This window comes from Arthrobacter sp. 10T425, from assembly GCF_056393985.1.
On sequence record NZ_JBFTGZ010000001.1, the window covers coordinates 44,408 to 60,973 of the forward strand.

The window sequence follows — 16,566 nt, forward strand, 5'->3', positions numbered from 1 at the left end:
TCCAAAGAAGCGCAGCCGGTAGAGTCAGTAGTGTGTCTGATGTCCTAACCCAGCCCCTGCAGTTCACCGATCCCCGCGACCTCGACGACCTGCGCACCTTCGCGACGCGCGCCAGGTCCATTGACGACGGCGCCATCCGGCTCCAGGCCGCGGGCCCCGTCCTGGCCGCCTACGTCTGCGTCCTGCGGCCCCGGCTCCTGGGCGAATCCACCCCCACCATCCTGGGCCTGCGGACCATGGCGCTGGCGCAGCCGGCGGACACTGACGTGACAGTGCCGCTGTCCGCCGTGCTGGACCGCCTGGCACGGGCGGGGGAGCACGACGTCGAACTTCCCGTCCCGCCGGTGACCGTCAGCGAGTCGTGGGCCGGGATCGGCGCGCCGCGGGCCGGCTGGGAACTGCTCGGCACCGTCCAGGACACTGCCCTGCGGACCGCAGCGGAGGCCGGGATCAGGGAGATCGCCGCGATCATTCCGGACAAGCCCGGTGCGCTGATCGTCAACAACGCCAGGGCAACGGTCTGGGGCCGGGAACTGCCCGACGCCGGCGGCCTGCCGGCCGGGGCCGCGTTCGCCGCGCTCACCCTGGGTTTCCTGGCAGAGAGCGAACAACGGCTCTACCGCGCCGGGCGCTGGTTCCGGCTCAGCGGCACCCGCGGCCACGTGCTGGTCCGGACCGGCACCGGGCTCTAGGAAGCTCCGGCGCCCTCCGCACTCAGGCCTCTGACGGGCTGTTCACCATGGACAGGGCTGCCCGCTCCATGTAATCCCAGAGCGTTCCCTCATACAGCGGCGGCAGTTCCAGGGCATCCACCGCGGCACGCATGTGGAACAGCCAGCGCTCCTTGGCCTCCGGCGTCACCCGGAACGGCATGTGGCGCATCCGCAGCCGCGGATGCCCGCGCTCCTCGCCGTACGTCGTCGGCCCGCCCCAGTACTGTTCCAGGAACATCAGGAAGCGCCGCTTGGCCGGGCCAAGGTCCTCTTCCGGGTACATGGCGCGCAACAGCGGATCTGTTGCGACGCCGTCGTAGAAGACGTCGATGAGCTTCACAAATGTCTCGTGGCCGCCCACGGCGTCATAGAAGTTGTCCGTGTAGCCGGGCTGGCTGAACGGATCGTTCTGCAGCAGCTGCCTGGGCTGGCTGGGGTCGCTGGCGCTGGGAATCGTCATTTCACTATTCTCCGGCCTTCTGCTGGGGTGCGCTGTCGGCCTCGTCCGCCGGGGACGTCTCGGGCGGAATGTATGTGCCCTGGGAGCGGTTGCCCACGCGCAGGATTTCGCCGTTGCGCAGGTACCAGATGGTGCCGTCGTCGGCCCGGACCCGGGTGATCCGCAGGTTCATGGCCTCGACCGTGCCCACCACCTCGGAAGTCTCGATAATGTCGCCAATGCCGTACTGGTCCTCGAAGGTAATGAAGATGCCGGCGAGGAAGTCGCGGATCAACTGCTGGGCACCGAAGCCGATCGCCACACCGAGGATCCCGACGCTCGTCAGGATGGGAGCCACGTCCACGTTCAGGTACTTGAGCACGTACACGATGGTGAGGACGGCGATCAGGACGCCGACCACGCTGCGGAGCAGTGCGCCGATAGTCTCTGCCCGCTGGACGCGGCGTTCGTGGTCCAGGGCGCGGAACGCCGGAGCCACCCAGCGGAAGTGCGACTTCTTGAAAAGTGTGCTGCCCGCCGCGACCCGTTTGGTGATTCCGGTGATCACGAAGGATGCCACCAGCCACACGGCGACGCCGATGCCCAGGCTGATGAGGCCACCTGGCAGGTTGACAGCCGAGATGTCCGGCGCGGTGATTGGTTCGATGGTGGTCAGGCTGATCATCGGTGAGGGAAAACTCCTTGTTTACTGCAGCCCTGCTGCCGGCCGGCAGCAGGGCTGGGCGTCCGGAAAGACGGCTGGCGTTCGCCGGGCGCATAACGCTCTGGTCTACTTCAACATTAGCGCCGTAGCGTGGCCCCATGCGCATCCTGGTCGTTGGCGGCACCGTCTTCCTGTCAGCTGAAATAGCCCGGCAGGCCCTCGCCGCCGGTCACGACGTTACGTGCCTGGCCCGCGGTACCGCCGCCGCGCCGCCCGACGGCGCCACCTGGCTGCGCGCGGACCGCGCGCAGGGGAAGGCCGCGTACCAAGGGGCCGCCGGCAGCAGCGGGTGGGACGCCGTCGTCGACGTCTCGCGGGACCCCGCCCAGGCACGGGAGGCCCTCGAGACGCTGGCCGGCTCGGCCCGGCACTGGACCTTCATCTCCAGCTGCTCGGTCTACGCTGACCACTCAGTGGCCGGCGAGGCCGAAGACGCCCAGATGCTCCCGCCGCTGGCCCCGGGCACGGAACTGACCATGGAAAACTACGGCGAGGCCAAGTCCGCGATCGAGCACCTGACCCGGGAACTGGCAGGGGACAAGACGCATCTGTGCCGCGCCGGCCTGATCGGCGGCCCCGGGGACGGCTCCGACCGCTACGGGTACTGGCCGGCCCGATTCGCCCGGGACAACGATCCCGTCCTGGTCCCGGACATCCCCGCCGACGCCACCCAGATCATCGACGTCCGCGACCTCGCGGCCTGGATCCTCACCGCCGCCGAAAACGGAACCACAGGGGCGCTGAACGCCGTCGGTGAGCCGGTGCCCTTTGCCGCCTACCTGGAGGAAGCCCGCCAGCTCGCCGACGCCGACTCAGAGGTGGTTGTCGCCCCCGAGGACTGGCTGGCGTCGCACGGTGCGAACTACTGGGCCGGCCCGGACTCGCTGCCGCTGTGGCTGCCGCCAGGCCACGAGGGCTTCGCGACCCGCAGCAACGACGCTGCCCGGACAGCAGGGCTGCGGCTCCGGCCCTGGATGGACACGCTGCGGGACACCCTGGCGGATGAACGCCGCCGCGGACTCGGCCGTGAACGCAAGGCCGGAATGAGCCCGGAGACGGAGCGCCGGCTCGTGTCCGAGTACCGGACAGAGGCCTCGGCCGACCCGGCTGACGGCGCCGCCTGAAAACTATTCAGTCAGCCTGGCCCTCCACCACAGCCGTCGGCTCGTGCAACACCGGGAAGTTCACGCTGCGGGCGATGAAACAGACCTTGTTGGCCTCCACGTGGAGTTCCTCGAGGACATCCGGAGCCGCCGCTTCCGCCACCGTCACCCGGGGCCTCAGCGTGACGGATTCGAACTGCCCGCTGCCGTCCCTGTTGGTCCGCATCAGGCCCTCGGCCCGGTCCTCGTAGGCCGTCACCACAACGCCGCGCTTCACGGCCACGTGCAGGAAGGAGAGCATGTGGCACTGCGAGAGCGCGGCCAGCAGGAGCTGTTCGGGGTTGTAGCGCTCCCGGTCCCCGTGGAAGGTCGGATCGGCCGAGCCGCGCAGCACCGGCAGCCCGGGGATCTCGACGTCGTGGTCCCGTGAGTAACCGCGGTACGAGGACGTCCCGGCCCCGCGGTTCCCGGTCCAGCGGACGGTCAGCGCATAGTGATGTTCGTCAAGGCTCATGACTCCAGCCTAGAACGACAGAACCCCGGCGCCGCACAGGGGCGGCACCGGGGTTCCAGGCTTTCGGGGGTCCGGTGCCTTGGTCGTTAGCCGACGTCGGCCTGGCGGGCGCGCAGGGCGCGGGCAACGCCGTCGCGGTTCTCCAGCATCATCCGGCGCAGCGCCGCACTGCCCTCCGGCAGCGAGGCCAGGAACTCATCCGTGCGGTCCACCGTGGCCTGCGTGGTCAGCTGGGCCGGGTAGAGCCCGACGACGATCTGCGAGGCCAGCGCGTGGGTGCGGCTGGCCATGATGCCGGGGACGGCCTCGAAGTACTTCTCGGCGTACGGCTCGAGCAGGGACGTGTCCAGGACCCGGGTAAAGCCGGTCACCGCGGAGCCCTGCAGGGCGTTGGACAGATCGCCCTTGACCACAATCGATTCCCAGGCCGCGGCCTTGGCCTCCGGGGTGGGGATGGCGGCCTTGGCCAGGGCCGCCGCGTTCTGGCCGTTGGAGGTGTTGTCGTGCTCCAGTTCCTCGTCGATCCGCTCCTGCCCGGCGCGGCCGCCGGCCACGAGGGAGGCCAGCAGCTCCCACCGCAGGTCCTGGTCCACGCTCAGCCCATCGAGGGAAAGTGAGCCGTCCAGCAGCCCCGAGACCGTGTCCAGCTGCCCGGCACTGCGGGCCAGCAGGGCGTAGGACTTCACGAACTGCAGCTGGGCGTCCGAGCCGGCCGGCACCGCCGAGGCGAGCTCCCAGAGCTTGTCGGCCGCGGCCACGGCGGTCGCCTCCTGGTGCTCCTCGGCCACGTAGAAAGTCAGCGTGGTGGCCAGCTGCCGGAGCTGGACCAGGATCACGGAGGAATCGGATTCCTCGGCAATGTTGGCGAGGATCAGCTCCACGTACCCGCGGGCCGGGGACTCGCCGTCGCGCGCCGCATCCCAGGCCGAGCCCCACACGAGCGTGCGGGGGAGGCTCTGGCTGAAGTCCTTCAGGTGCGCCGTTGCGGTGGCGAGGGACTTCGGATCCAGGCGGACCTTGGCATAGGCGAGGTCGTCGTCATTGAGCAGGATCAGGTCCGGCTGGGCCAGGCCGGCCAGGGCCGGAACTTCGGTGCGCTCGCCGTCGACGTCGAGCTCCTCGCGGTGCACCCGCTCCAGCTTGCCGGCCCCGTTGAGGTTGTAGAAGCCGACCGCGAGGCGGTGCGGGCGCAGGGTCGGTTCGCTCTCGATCGCCGACTGCACGATGGCGAAGGACTCGATGGTGCCGTCCGCGGCCGCCGAGATTTCCGGTGTCAGGGTGTTCACGCCGGCGGTCTCCAGCCAGAGCTGCCCCCACCGTTCCAGGTCGCGGCCGCTGGCCTTCTCGAGTTCGGCCATGAGGTCGCTGAGCTCGGTGTTCTGCCAGGCGTGCTTGCTGAAGTACTCCCGCACCCCGGACATGAATTGCTCCGGGCCCACCCAGGCGACGAGCTGGCGCAGCACCGACGCGCCCTTGGCGTAGGTGATCCCGTCGAAGTTCACCTCGACGTCCTGGAGGTCGTTGATCTCGGCGAAGATCGGGTGCGTGGTGGGCAGCTGATCCTGCCGGTAGGCCCAGGACTTCTCCACGGAGGCGAACGTGGTCCAGGCGTGGCCGAACTCGGTGTTCTCGACGGCGGCCAGGTGGGACATGTATTCGGCGAAGGACTCGTTGAGCCAGAGGTCGTTCCACCAGCGCATGGTGACGAGGTCGCCGAACCACATGTGCGCGAGCTCGTGCAGCACGGTGATGGCGCGGCGTTCCACCTGGGCGTCGGTGACCTTGCCGCGGAAGACGTAGCCTTCCAGGATGGTGACGGCCCCGGCGTTCTCCATGGCGCCGGCGTTGAACTCCGGCACGAAGAGCTGGTCGTACTTCTCGAACGGGTACGGGCAGCCGAACTGGGCCTCGAAGAACTCGAAGCCCTGCCGGGTGAGTTCGAAGATGTTGTCCGCATCGAGGTACTGCATGAGCGACTTGCGGGCGAAGATGCCCAGCGGGGTGACCTTGCCCGCCGCCGAAATGACCTCGCTGCGCACCGACTGGTACGGCCCGGCGATCAGGGCGGTGACATAGGAGGACAGCCGCGGTGTCGGCGTGAACTCCCAGACAGAGCGGGCGCCCCCATCCGCGCCGGGGATGGTCTCCACCGGCACCGGGGTGGGGGAGTTGGACACGACATCCCAGTGCGAGGGGGCGGTGACGGTGAACGTGAAGCTGGCCTTCAGGTCGGGCTGTTCAAAGACGGCGAACATGCGCCGCGAATCCGGGACCTCGAACTGGGTGTACAGGTAGACCTCGTTGTCCACCGGATCCACGAAGCGGTGCAGGCCTTCACCGGTGTTCATGTACGGGGCGTCGGCGACCACCAGCAGGTGGTTCTCGGCCGCGAGGTCCGGGAGCTGGATCCGGACGCCGTCGGAGACCTCGGCCGGATCCAGTTCGCGGCCGTTGAGGCTCACGCTGTGCACGGCGTGGGTGACGGCGTCGATGAAGGTCGACGAGCCCGGCTTGGCCCGGAACTTCACGGCCGTGGTGGAGCCGAAGACCTTCTCGCCGCGGGTCAGGTCCAGGCTGACCTCGTAGGAGTCGACGTCGATCAGGGCGGCGCGCTCGCGGGCTTCGGCGCGGGTCAGGTTCATACCGGGCAAAGGGGCCTCCAGAAGAAGATGGATACTGCCGGCCGGCCGCGGCCGCCGGCGATACTGTGAAATTATTCTTTCACGTTAGCGGCCCTTGGCAAGTTAGCCCGGTCACAACCGGCCCCAAGGCCTTTCCGCCCAGTCCACGATTTGCCACGAATGGCCGCTTAGCCGATGCCCTTGGCGGCCATTCGTGTCAGATGGGTGCGGTTGGGGCGGCCACGTTGACGTTGCCCCGGCGGTCTCTTCTTGCTCGTGGCGAGGTCCGGGCGCCGCACTACGTGCCTGATCCCACATTTGCTTCCCGTCCACCTCCTGACCTGCGCGCACGTCCCCAGATCCATCAAGGGGCGTCCGCGGTAGCGTTGGAGCATGGGAAAGATCCGTGACTCCGTCGATGCCAGGGCGCTGCGCTTTGCCATCGGTTTCCCCCTGATGCTGGCGGCAGGATTCGTGGTGTGTGCGCTTCTGGTACGCCCGGATCTGCCCGAGCCGCTGGCCGTCCGCTGGACCGCCGCCGGTGCCGCCGACTTCGCGCCGTTCGTGACGGTCGCGGGAGCCGGAGCCTCGCTGATCGTGGTGATTGGCTGGGCCGTGCTGCTGCAGGCCGTGCCGCTGTCGCGCCCCGCGATGATGCGCCGCATAATGATGGGCGCCGGCCTGTCCATGAGCCTGTTCGTCACCACAGTCCTCGCCGCCGTGCTCGTGGGCCAGCTGGGCCTGCCCGATGCGCGGGGATCCCATGTGGATGCCTCGGTCCTGGCCCTCGGCAGCGGCGCGGCCCTCGGCCTGGGCATCGTGATGGGGTTTGTCTTCAAGGCCGACGAGCGCTGGTCCGTCGATGACGACGTCGCCGTCCGACAGGCGCTTGAACGCGAACAGGATCCGGATTTGGCCAGGGACCGGGTCAGCCTCTGGGTCCACGCCCGCAGCTCCATCTTCGTCATGCTCGGCATCGCAACGCTTCTGCCGGCCGCCCTCCTGACCGTTGCCGTGCCGTGGCTGTCTGTCCTCCTGGTGGCGGCGGCCCTGGTGGCCGCGGCGTTCCTGGTGGCCCGGATCCGGGTTGACCGCGGCGGGCTGCACGTCTTCGCGGCAGGCTTCGTCCGGGTCATGGAAGTTCCGGCCGCGGCCATCGACGCCGCGACGCCCAGGGACGTCACGGCGGCGGACTATGGCGGGTGGGGCTACCGGACCCATGGCAATACCACCGCGATGCTGGTCAGCAGCGGCCCCGCGGTGGTCATCGACCGCTCGGACGGGCGCCGGCTGGCGGTGAGCGGCGGCAGTGCCACCGCGGCGGACAATATCGCCCAAACGCTGTCCCGGGTGGCGGACAGGGCCCGGCGGAACGGCGGGACCACCGCCGTGTAGCACGGCCGTGTAGCACGGCCGTGTAGCACGGCGGTGTCGGTCCCCGGTGTCGGTCCCCGGTGGAGCAGGACGGCGGAGTACGACGGCGTGCCGGGCCTGTGTAACACGACCGTCCAGTGAGGGGTTCGGCGGGCTGCAGCAAGGTCCCGGGAGGCCCGGCCTAGTAGGCTTGGGCCAGACCCCAACCGCCCCGGCCGCCGCCCGGCGCCGCAACCGAACGGAACAGCCGTGACCATTTCTGACCTGCCCCGCGTGCACATTGCCACCGACCACGCCGGAATGGAGCTCAGCGCCCACCTGGTCAGCCACCTCGGCGCCAAGGGCTATGAGGTGGTGGACCACGGACCGAAGGTCTACGACGCCCTGGATGACTACCCGTCGTTCTGCATCAACGCCGCCCTCGCCGTCGTCGCGGACCAGGAGGCCGGAACCCACGCCCTCGGCATAGTCCTCGGCGGCTCTGGCAATGGCGAGCAGATCGCCGCCAACAAGGTCAAGGGCGTCCGTGCCGCGCTGGCCTGGAACCTGTCCACCGCCCAGCTGGCACGTGAGCACAACGACGCCAACGTCGTCGCCGTCGGCGGCCGCCAGCACAGCGTCGACGAGGCCACGGAAATCATCGAGGCGTTCCTGGCCGAACCCTTCAGCAACGATGAGCGCCACGTCCGCCGGATCGGCAAGATCGCCACGTACGAGCGCACCGGCGAGGTCATCGACTAGTGCCGGAGGGGCATTCCGTCCACCGGCTGGCCCGCCAGTTCGGGGACGTCTTCGCGGGGGAGCGGCTCGCGGTCTCCAGTCCGCAGGGCCGGTTTGCCCAGGGCGCGGCGCTGCTGGACGGCCACACCCTCGTCAGTTCCGTGGCGCACGGGAAGCACCTCTTCCTGGAGTTCGGGCACGGGCTTTTCCTGCACGTCCACCTGGGCCTCTATGGCGCCTGGGATTTCGGCGGTGACGCCACCTTCCGCGGCGCCTCCAGCATTGGCGCGCCCCGGAAGGTGGGGGAGCGGGAAGTCTACGACGACGCTGAGGCGGCCGGTCCCGCCGCATATGAGGGCCCGCCCGCGCCGGTCGGTGCCGTCCGCGTCCGGCTCGCCGGCGCGCACGGCTGGGCCGATCTCCGCGGCGCGACCACGTGCGAGGCGATCACGGACGCGGAAGCGGCGGCCGTACTGGCGCGGCTCGGCCCGGACCCGCTGCGGAACCTTCCGGGAGACCGGGACACCTTCAGCGCCACCGTGGCGGCCAAACGCACACCGCTGGCGGCCCTGCTGATGGACCAAAAGGTGATTGCCGGCGTCGGGAACGTCTACCGGGCCGAACTCCTGTTCCGGCAGCGGCTCAACCCCTGGCTGCCCGGCGCCGAACTGTCACCGGACGCGGCCCGCCGGCTCTGGGACGACACCGCGGCCATGATGACCGACGGCGTCCGGGACGGCCGGATCATCACGACGCCGCCGCAGTACTGGAACGGGGCCGGAGCCGGCATATCCCGCGGCGTCCTGCCGGCCCCGGAGGAGGCGCACTTCGTCTACCGGCGGCACGGACTTGGCTGCAGGGACTGCGGAACGCCGGTGGCGCTGACCGAGCTCGGCGCCCGGAAGCTTTACTGGTGCCCGGCCTGCCAGCCGGCCTGAGCCGGTACGCCTGCCCTTGCACGCCTGCCCTTCCAAGCTCCGGCCGCCGGGGCCTGGAGAGGAACGAAAAAAGCCCCTCCGGAGAGGGGCTTTTTTCGTCATATTTCTGAGGGGACGACGGGAATCGAACCCGCGTAATCAGTTTGGAAGACTGAGGCTTTACCATTAAGCTACGTCCCCGGGGATCTCACTGGAACTCCAGCAAAACTTCCGGGCGGCTGTTCAAGCCGGATACAACTAAACCCAATTCAAGGCCCCGGTGTCAAATGTGCAAATCGGCACAGTATGACCGTAGACTGTTCTGTGCACTTACGGGGTGTAGCTCAGCTTGGCTAGAGCGCCTGCTTTGGGAGCAGGAAGTCGCAGGTTCAAATCCTGTCACCCCGACTCTGCAAGCACTGCCAGCACGTGGCAATGCAGAACCCCATACCCCCCACACCAGGAGTACTTAGACTGTGAAGAGCGCTGTCGAGAACCTCACCCCCACGCGGGTCAAGCTCAATGTTGAGGTCCCCTTTGAGGAATTGAAGCCCAGCATCGCAGAGGCATACAAGACTGTTGCTTCGCAGATCCAGGTCCCCGGTTTCCGCAAGGGCAAGGTCCCCTCCAAGCTCATTGACCAGCGCGTTGGCCGCGGCTACGTCCTGGAGACGGCCATCAACGAAGGCCTCAACGGCTGGTACCAGGCCGCCGTGCAGGAAACCGGCATCCGCCCGCTGAGCCGTCCCGAGGTCGAGATCACCGAGGTTCCGGACCCGTCCGCCACCGACGGCGAGCTCAAGTTCCACGCCGAGGTTGACATCCGCCCCGAAATCGAACTGCCCGACTACGCAGGCATCAAGGTTGAGGTCGCCGCCGCCGAGTCCTCCGACGCCGACGTCGACAAGGCCCTGGACGAGCTCCGCGGCCGCTTCGGCACGCTGAAGTCCGTGGACCGCCCGGCCGCCGATGGCGACTTCCTGACGATCGACATCGCAGCCTCGATCGACGGCGCCGATGTTGACTCCGCTTCCGGCCTGTCCTACCAGGTTGGCGCCGGCACCATGCTCGAAGGCCTCGACGAGGCCGTCACCGGCCTCAGCGCCGACGAGGACGCCATCTTTGACACCACGCTGGTCGGCGGCGAGCACGCCGGCGAGTCCGCTCAGGTCAAGGTCACCGTCAAGGCCGTCAAGGAGCGCGAGCTCCCCGTCGCCGACGACGACTTCGCCCAGCTCGCCAGCGAATTCGACACCCTCGCCGAACTCCGTGAGGACCTCGCCAAGCAGGCCGCCGAGTCCAAGATTGTTGACCAGGGCGTCGAGGCCCGCGACAAGGTCCTGGACAAGCTCGTTGAGCTCGTCGAGGTTCCCGTCCCGGCGTCGATCGTCGAAGAGCAGCTCGAGCAGCACTTCAACGCCGAAAACGCCCACGGTGAAGGCGAGCACGACACCGAGGAGCACCGCGCCGAGGTCAAGGCCAACACCGAGCGCGCCTTCCAGAACGAGATCATCCTCGACGCCATCGCGGAGAAGGAAGAAGTCAACGTCAGCCAGAACGAGCTGATCGACTACATCGTCACCACCGCCAGCCAGTACGGCATGGATCCGAACCAGTTCGCCCAGATCATCGATCAGAGCGGCCAGGTGCCCATGATGGTTTCCGAGGTCCGCCGCCGCAAGGCACTGGCCGTCGTGCTGGGCCAGGCCGAGGTCACCGACTCCGAGGGCAACAAGGTTGACCTGAGCGACTTCGTCCGCCCCGGCGACGAAGCCGCCCCGGCCGCCGAGACCGTTGAGGACGAAGCGGCTTCGGCAGAAGCCAGCACCGAGGCCACGCCGAGCGATGACCCCGCAGCAGTGAAGTTCTAGCAGTCACTGAGACTTAGAACAGTCGGCCCCCGGATCACCGATCCGGGGGCCGTCTGTTTTAAGCCCCCGCCTGCGGCCATGCCCGGCCGGCACGGTCTGTTCGGGAGCCGGGAAGGGCCCGCATCCAGGACCCGGCGCGCGGGGTCCCGGCAATCGTGCGCCGTCAGCGAACAGCCCGGCGCCAGCGAACAAAGCGGGCGTGAAAACGGTTAGTGTCGCTGTAGGAAAGTTCAGTGATGTCGTCCAGTGGCGTCACCGTCGCCAGCGAGAGGTAAGTACATATGTCACAGCAAGCAGGGGCACCCCGGATGGCCACGGTCGATCCGGCAGCCCAGGATAACTACATTTACAACCGCCTGCTGAAAGAGCGCATCATCTGGCTCGGCTCCGAGGTCCGCGACGATAACGCCAACGCGATCTGCTCCCAGCTGCTGCTGCTCTCGGCGGAGAATCCTGAAAGGGACATCTACCTTTACATCAACTCACCCGGCGGCTCCGTCACCGCCGGCATGGCCATCTACGACACCATGCAGTTCATCCCGAACGATGTTGTCACGGTCGCCACCGGCCTCGCCGCGTCCATGGGCCAGTTCCTGCTCTCCTCCGGCACCAAGGGCAAGCGCTACGCCACCCCCAACGCCCGCATCCTCATGCACCAGCCCTCCGGCGGCATCGGCGGCACGGCGTCGGACATCAAGATCCAGGCCGAGCTGATCCTGCACATGAAGAAAGTCATGGCCGAGCTGACCGCGGACCAGACCGGCCAGAGTGTGGACACCATCCTCAAGGACAACGACCGCGACAAGTGGTTCACGGCCCCGGAAGCCCTCGAATACGGCTTCTTCGACAAGATCGCCGCACACGCCGGATCCGTGGCAGGCGGCGGCGGAACCAACGCCAACGGCTCCGGGAACAGCGGCGGCGCTGCGACAGCCACCGAGAACTGACCGGCAGGTAGACAGCAATGAATTCAGGAGCAATGAACATGAACTACAACTTCGGTTCGACTGCCGGCAACCTGCCGAGCAGCCGCTACGTGCTGCCCCAGTTCGAAGAGCGCACCCCCTACGGCTTCAAGCGCCAGGACCCGTACACCAAGCTGTTCGAGGACCGCATCATCTTCCTCGGCGTCCAGGTCGACGACGCCTCGGCCGACGACGTCATGGCCCAGCTGCTGGTGCTCGAGTCCACCGACCCGGACCGCGACATCACGCTCTACATCAACTCGCCTGGCGGTTCCTTCACCGCCATGACCGCGATCTACGACACCATGACGTACATCCGGCCCGAGATCCAGACCGTCTGCCTCGGCCAGGCGGCCAGCGCCGCCGCCGTGCTGCTCGCGGCCGGCACGCCGGGCAAGCGCCTCGCACTGCCGAACGCCCGCGTACTGATCCACCAGCCTTCGCTGTCCGGCGGACAGGGCGGGCAGGCCTCGGACCTCGAGATCCAGGCCGCCGAGGTCATGCGCATGCGCTCCTGGCTCGAGGACACGCTGGCCAAGCACTCCGGCCGGACGCCGGAACAGGTCAACAACGACATCGAGCGGGACAAGATCCTCACGGCCGCCGAGGCCATGCAGTACGGCCTCATTGACCAGGTCCTCGATTCCCGCAAGATCAAGCCCCAGGCAATCGCGCGCTAATCAGCAATCCGCGGCGCCGGTGCGGCATTTTTACTTGGCCGCACCGGCGTCCGCTTTCCACCCAACGGGCCCAAAGTGACCTAGAGTGGAACATGTCACAGCCAGCAGCAAGCTACTAAAGGGGTTCACACATGGCTCGGATTGGCGAGAGCACAGATCTGCTGAAGTGTTCTTTCTGCGGAAAGAGCCAGAAGCAGGTCCGCAAGCTCATTGCCGGGCCCGGCGTCTACATCTGCGACGAGTGCATCGAACTCTGCAACGAGATCATCGAAGAGGAACTCGCGGAAGTAGCTGACCTGGGCAGTTTCGAGTTGCCCAAGCCCCGCGAAATCTTTGATTTCCTGCAGGAATACGTGATTGGCCAGGAACCCGCCAAGCGTTCGCTCGCCGTCGCGGTGTACAACCACTACAAGCGGATCCAGGCCGGCCACGCGCCGAAGAGCGGCAGCCTCGCCGACGGCGTGCACCACGACGACGTCGAGATCGCCAAGTCCAACATCCTGCTGATCGGACCCACCGGCTGCGGCAAGACCTATCTGGCCCAAACCCTCGCCCGCCGCCTCAACGTCCCGTTCGCCGTCGCCGACGCCACGGCCCTGACCGAAGCCGGCTACGTCGGTGAGGACGTTGAGAACATCCTCCTCAAACTCATCCAGGCCGCCGACTACGACGTCAAAAAGGCCGAGCAGGGCATCATCTACATCGATGAAATCGACAAGATCTCACGCAAGAGCGAGAATCCGTCCATTACCCGGGACGTCTCGGGGGAGGGCGTGCAGCAGGCGCTCCTGAAAATCCTCGAGGGCACGGTGGCCTCGGTCCCGCCGCAGGGCGGACGCAAGCACCCGCACCAGGAATTCATCCAGATCGACACCACCAACGTGCTCTTCATCGTGGCCGGCGCCTTCGCGGGGCTCGAGGACATCATCGGTTCGCGGTCCGGGCGCAAGGGCATCGGATTCGGCGCCCCGCTCAACGAGGTCAAGAACACCACGGATTCCTACGGCGAGGTCATGCCGGAAGACCTGCTCAAGTTCGGGCTGATCCCGGAGTTCATCGGCCGGTTGCCCGTCATCACCACCGTCTCCAACCTGGACCGCGCCGCGCTCATCCAGATCCTCTCGACGCCGAAGAATGCCCTCGTCAAGCAGTACCAGAAGATGTTCCAGCTCGACGGCGTCGAGCTCATCTTCGAGGACGAGGCCCTCAACACCATTGCCGACCAGGCGCTGGAGCGCGGCACCGGGGCCCGGGGGCTGCGCGCCATCATGGAGGAAGTCCTGCTCCCGGTCATGTTCGACCTCCCCAGCCGCGACGACGTCGCCAGCGTCGTGATCACCGAAGAGGTCGTGACCAAGAAGGCGACGCCCACGATGATCGCCCACGACGAGGTCAAACGGCGCAAATCCGCCTGATCCGGAATATTAACGCGGCCAAGGTCGCTGTAGTTTTTAGCGCGCCGTGTGCGTGATCCGCGCCGGCGCTTTCCCCGCAGACTTCCCTAAGGAGAACACCTGTGTCTGAAACCATGACCAACAAAGCCGACTTCTGGTTCGACCCGATGTGCCCCTTCGCCTGGGTCACCTCCCGCTGGATCGGTGAAGTCGAAGAAGTCCGCGACATCAAGACCGAGTGGCATGTCATGAGCCTCGCCGTGCTCAATGAGGGCCGCGAGGAACTGCCCGAGCAGTACCGCGAGTTCATGAAGAAGGCGTGGGCTCCGGTCCGCGTCATCACCGCCGCCGCTGAACAGCACGGTGCCGAATTCATCAAGGCGCTCTATGACTCCATGGGCACCAAGATCCACAACGAAGGCATCAAGGACATTGACGAGGTCATCGCCAAGTCGCTGGCCGAGGCCGGACTGCCGGCCGAGCTTGCCGCCGCGGGCCAGAGCGACGAATTCGATGCAAAGCTGCGCGCCAGCCACGAGGCAGGCATCTCGCTGGTCGGACAGGACGTGGGCACACCCGTCGTCGCCTTCAACGGCACGGCCTTCTTCGGCCCGGTCCTGACGCGCATCCCGCGCGGCGAGGAAGCAGGACAGATCTGGGACGCCACGGTGACCCTGGCATCCTTCCCGTACTTCTTCGAAATCAAGCGCAGCCGTACCGAAAGCCCGGTCTTTAACTAGGCCTGAACACGCCGGGCCGGGCCGCTGCCCGGCCTCCCGGGAGCCCCGGCAGAACTACTCCGATGTAGTTCTGCCGGGGCTCTTGTGCACAGCAGGCCGGAGGACAACAATAGAACTTACCCACTTCGAAAGGAGAGGGACGCAGGAACCAAAGATTCAGTGACACTCATCCGACGCAGCCTTCGGCAAAGTCAGATGATGGCTACCAGTGACGAGGTAGGAAGACCTGGAAGTCTAAGGATCCCGCCAGATTGTCTAAGACGTCACGTGACAATCGAAAAGTCGAAGCCCCACCAACGGCTAACGCTGATGGGGCTTCCCCTTTGCCCAAAAACACTTTGCTTTGCCCAAAAACACCTTGCCCAAAAACAGTGCGGCCCAAAGCAGTGTGACCAAATTCGTCAGATCGCCGTCCAGGGGCGCTTCCGGGGTGCAGAGCGGGCATTGTTCAGGTGCGCACGACCCGGGAGGAGTCATGCGCACCTGCGGGTGCCCGGGGCCGGCTCCGCGTTGTCAGTCGCGGGGGTCAGCCGCGGGTGTTAGTCGCGGCGGTCTTCCCGGCGGTCGCCGCGGTCGTCACGGCGGTCTTCCCGCCGGTCGCCGCGACGGTTGATCCCGTGGGCGACGACAACGGCCCCGCCGACGGCGGCTGCGGTCCTGCGTCTGCGTCGTGCTGCCAGTGGCATGTCAGGCTCCTTCTATCGCTTCTTCAGGGGACTGGTCTTCGGCGTCGGCCTGGAAGGCGGCGATGACGGCCTGGGTCGGGATCCGGCCGCTGGCCACGAGTTGGCCGCCGGCCTTACGGACTGCCGTGCCGAACGGGGCCGCCCACAGGTTCTCCCAGACGAGCACCGCGGCGGAGTGGCCGGGGGCGATCGTCTCGGCCAGGTCCATGACATCCTGCTCAGAGAGCACCATGGCCAGGTCGGCCTCGGCCGTGCGCACCTCGCCGAGCTCGCTCGGGTCCAGATCGGAGATCTCCGCCGTCTCGAGAGTGCCGTCCTCCATCTTCCTCAGGAACACCATGTCGAGCACCCTGACGAGGTCACGCTGGACCAGGTCCTCCAGGAATGGGGCGATCTGGCCCTTGCCGAAATCGGGTCCGGGGAATTCAACGACGATCCAGTCGACCGGCCCCAGTTCATCGAGTGTCTCAGTCATGCGTATGACCTCCGCTTCTTCTTGGGGTTCGAGGCGATCCGACGGACCGCTGCACCTTCATTCTGTGCCCCCGGTGAGGTGCGGCGCCTCACCCGTGCCGGGTGACCTCACGCCTCAGCGGTAGATCTGCTTGAGCTGCCCCGGGTTCCGGGCCGAAGGAACAAGCCCGGCGGCCCGGCTGTTGCTTCCAATGACGGGGCAGCGGTCCCCGTGCCGTGATCTCCGGGCAACCCGCCCGGTTGTACCCGGTTTTGTCCTGTCCCCACCTGCGAACATTGGAGCGCCATGCCCGTTACAGCCCATCTCGACTTGAACGTCAAAGCCGAAGCCCTGCCCACGGCGCCCGCGGTGCTCCGCGATATTCTCTCCGATACGCGCGCCTTTGACGGCTGCCTCGGGGTCGACGTGCTGGTCGACAGCGCGGATCCGGCGCATTTTCTCGTGGTCGAACAGTGGGTATCGATGGAACACGACGCCGCCTATCGCGCCTGGCGCGCAGGCGACGGCGCTAGCGGGCTGGCAGAACTCCTGGCCGCCCCGCCGGTGCTGACGCACTTCGAGACGTCCTTCGCGGTCTGAGCCTCCCCGCGACGCCGAAGGGGCCCCGCCGGATCAGAATTGCTTCTCTGA

General features: G+C 67.1%; 17 protein-coding genes and 2 tRNA genes. 12 read left to right on the forward strand and 7 right to left on the reverse strand.

What is annotated here, in order from left to right; translation table 11 throughout:
* The first annotated feature begins 32 nt into the window (after window positions 1-32).
* Window positions 33-692, forward strand: a complete 660-nt coding sequence (locus AC1DDH_RS00250; protein WP_476856923.1) for a DUF8185 domain-containing protein — start codon at window positions 33-35, stop codon at window positions 690-692.
* A gap of 22 nt (window positions 693-714) precedes the next feature.
* Here the strand turns inward: AC1DDH_RS00250 and AC1DDH_RS00255 are convergent, their stop codons facing one another.
* Both AC1DDH_RS00255 and AC1DDH_RS00260 read right to left on the reverse strand, forming a co-directional pair.
* The gene (locus AC1DDH_RS00255) at window positions 715-1,173 is read right to left on the reverse strand and encodes a globin (RefSeq protein WP_476873720.1); all 459 of its coding nucleotides are present in this window, start codon (window positions 1,171-1,173) and stop codon (window positions 715-717) included.
* A 4-nt stretch (window positions 1,174-1,177) separates the two neighbouring features.
* Complete coding sequence (locus AC1DDH_RS00260; RefSeq protein ID WP_028277840.1) at window positions 1,178-1,837, reverse strand: mechanosensitive ion channel family protein; 660 nt, start codon at window positions 1,835-1,837, stop codon at window positions 1,178-1,180.
* 137 nt (window positions 1,838-1,974) lie between these two features.
* Between AC1DDH_RS00260 and AC1DDH_RS00265 the strand changes: the two genes are divergently transcribed.
* Window positions 1,975-3,000, forward strand: coding sequence for an NAD-dependent epimerase/dehydratase family protein (locus AC1DDH_RS00265; protein WP_476954588.1), 1,026 nt, complete (start codon window positions 1,975-1,977; stop codon window positions 2,998-3,000).
* Between the two features lie 7 nt (window positions 3,001-3,007).
* On the opposite strand, the gene AC1DDH_RS00270 is transcribed toward AC1DDH_RS00265, so the two are convergent.
* Both AC1DDH_RS00270 and pepN read right to left on the reverse strand, forming a co-directional pair.
* Entirely contained in the window at window positions 3,008-3,493 is a 486-nt protein-coding gene (locus AC1DDH_RS00270) for an OsmC family protein (protein WP_476954589.1), read from the reverse strand.
* Window positions 3,494-3,579: 86 nt separating this feature from the next.
* Window positions 3,580-6,135 (reverse strand): aminopeptidase N, encoded by a 2,556-nt coding sequence (gene pepN, locus AC1DDH_RS00275; RefSeq protein ID WP_476954590.1) that lies wholly within the window; start codon window positions 6,133-6,135, stop codon window positions 3,580-3,582.
* 372 nt (window positions 6,136-6,507) lie between these two features.
* On the opposite strand from pepN, the gene AC1DDH_RS00280 reads away from it, so the two are divergent.
* The 3 genes from AC1DDH_RS00280 to AC1DDH_RS00290 all read left to right on the forward strand — a co-directional run bounded on the left by AC1DDH_RS00280 (window position 6,508) and on the right by AC1DDH_RS00290 (window position 9,146).
* On the forward strand, window positions 6,508-7,509 hold the full coding sequence (locus AC1DDH_RS00280; RefSeq protein WP_476954591.1) for a hypothetical protein: 1,002 nt from the start codon (window positions 6,508-6,510) through the stop codon (window positions 7,507-7,509).
* A 228-nt stretch (window positions 7,510-7,737) separates the two neighbouring features.
* A complete protein-coding gene (locus AC1DDH_RS00285; protein ID WP_290370304.1) occupies window positions 7,738-8,229 on the forward strand; it encodes a ribose-5-phosphate isomerase in 492 nt (163 codons plus the stop codon).
* Window positions 8,229-9,146, forward strand: coding sequence for an Fpg/Nei family DNA glycosylase (locus tag AC1DDH_RS00290; protein ID WP_476954592.1), 918 nt, complete (start codon window positions 8,229-8,231; stop codon window positions 9,144-9,146). Before AC1DDH_RS00285 ends, AC1DDH_RS00290 begins: the two co-directional genes overlap by 1 nt.
* A gap of 109 nt (window positions 9,147-9,255) precedes the next feature.
* Here AC1DDH_RS00290 and AC1DDH_RS00295 read toward each other — a convergent pair.
* Window positions 9,256-9,326, reverse strand: a tRNA-Gly gene (locus AC1DDH_RS00295).
* 132 nt (window positions 9,327-9,458) lie between these two features.
* Here AC1DDH_RS00295 and AC1DDH_RS00300 point away from each other — a divergent pair.
* From AC1DDH_RS00300 to AC1DDH_RS00325, 6 genes are all read left to right on the forward strand, one after another.
* Window positions 9,459-9,533 (forward strand) — tRNA-Pro (locus tag AC1DDH_RS00300).
* Window positions 9,534-9,601: 68 nt separating this feature from the next.
* Entirely contained in the window at window positions 9,602-10,996 is a 1,395-nt protein-coding gene (gene tig, locus AC1DDH_RS00305) for a trigger factor (protein ID WP_476850146.1), read from the forward strand.
* A gap of 308 nt (window positions 10,997-11,304) precedes the next feature.
* The gene (locus AC1DDH_RS00310) at window positions 11,305-11,943 is read left to right on the forward strand and encodes an ATP-dependent Clp protease proteolytic subunit (protein ID WP_028277848.1); all 639 of its coding nucleotides are present in this window, start codon (window positions 11,305-11,307) and stop codon (window positions 11,941-11,943) included.
* 38 nt (window positions 11,944-11,981) lie between these two features.
* The gene (locus AC1DDH_RS00315) at window positions 11,982-12,641 is read left to right on the forward strand and encodes an ATP-dependent Clp protease proteolytic subunit (protein ID WP_026266422.1); all 660 of its coding nucleotides are present in this window, start codon (window positions 11,982-11,984) and stop codon (window positions 12,639-12,641) included.
* A 131-nt stretch (window positions 12,642-12,772) separates the two neighbouring features.
* Window positions 12,773-14,056 carry an ATP-dependent Clp protease ATP-binding subunit ClpX gene (gene clpX / locus AC1DDH_RS00320; RefSeq protein WP_476856918.1) on the forward strand — a complete coding sequence of 428 codons (1,284 nt, stop codon included), beginning with the start codon at window positions 12,773-12,775 and terminating at the stop codon, window positions 14,054-14,056.
* Window positions 14,057-14,169: 113 nt separating this feature from the next.
* Window positions 14,170-14,775 carry a mycothiol-dependent nitroreductase Rv2466c family protein gene (locus AC1DDH_RS00325; RefSeq protein WP_459386006.1) on the forward strand — a complete coding sequence of 202 codons (606 nt, stop codon included), beginning with the start codon at window positions 14,170-14,172 and terminating at the stop codon, window positions 14,773-14,775.
* A gap of 539 nt (window positions 14,776-15,314) precedes the next feature.
* Here the strand turns inward: AC1DDH_RS00325 and AC1DDH_RS00330 are convergent.
* Complete coding sequence (locus AC1DDH_RS00330; RefSeq protein WP_155855732.1) at window positions 15,315-15,461, reverse strand: hypothetical protein; 147 nt, start codon at window positions 15,459-15,461, stop codon at window positions 15,315-15,317.
* 1 nt (window position 15,462) lies between these two features.
* On the reverse strand, window positions 15,463-15,936 hold the full coding sequence (locus AC1DDH_RS00335) for a DUF6325 family protein (RefSeq protein ID WP_243177222.1): 474 nt from the start codon (window positions 15,934-15,936) through the stop codon (window positions 15,463-15,465).
* A 285-nt stretch (window positions 15,937-16,221) separates the two neighbouring features.
* Here AC1DDH_RS00335 and AC1DDH_RS00340 point away from each other — a divergent pair, with 285 nt between their 5' ends.
* The gene (locus tag AC1DDH_RS00340) at window positions 16,222-16,515 is read left to right on the forward strand and encodes a putative quinol monooxygenase (protein ID WP_290370347.1); all 294 of its coding nucleotides are present in this window, start codon (window positions 16,222-16,224) and stop codon (window positions 16,513-16,515) included.
* The last annotated feature ends 51 nt before the right edge of the window (window positions 16,516-16,566 follow it).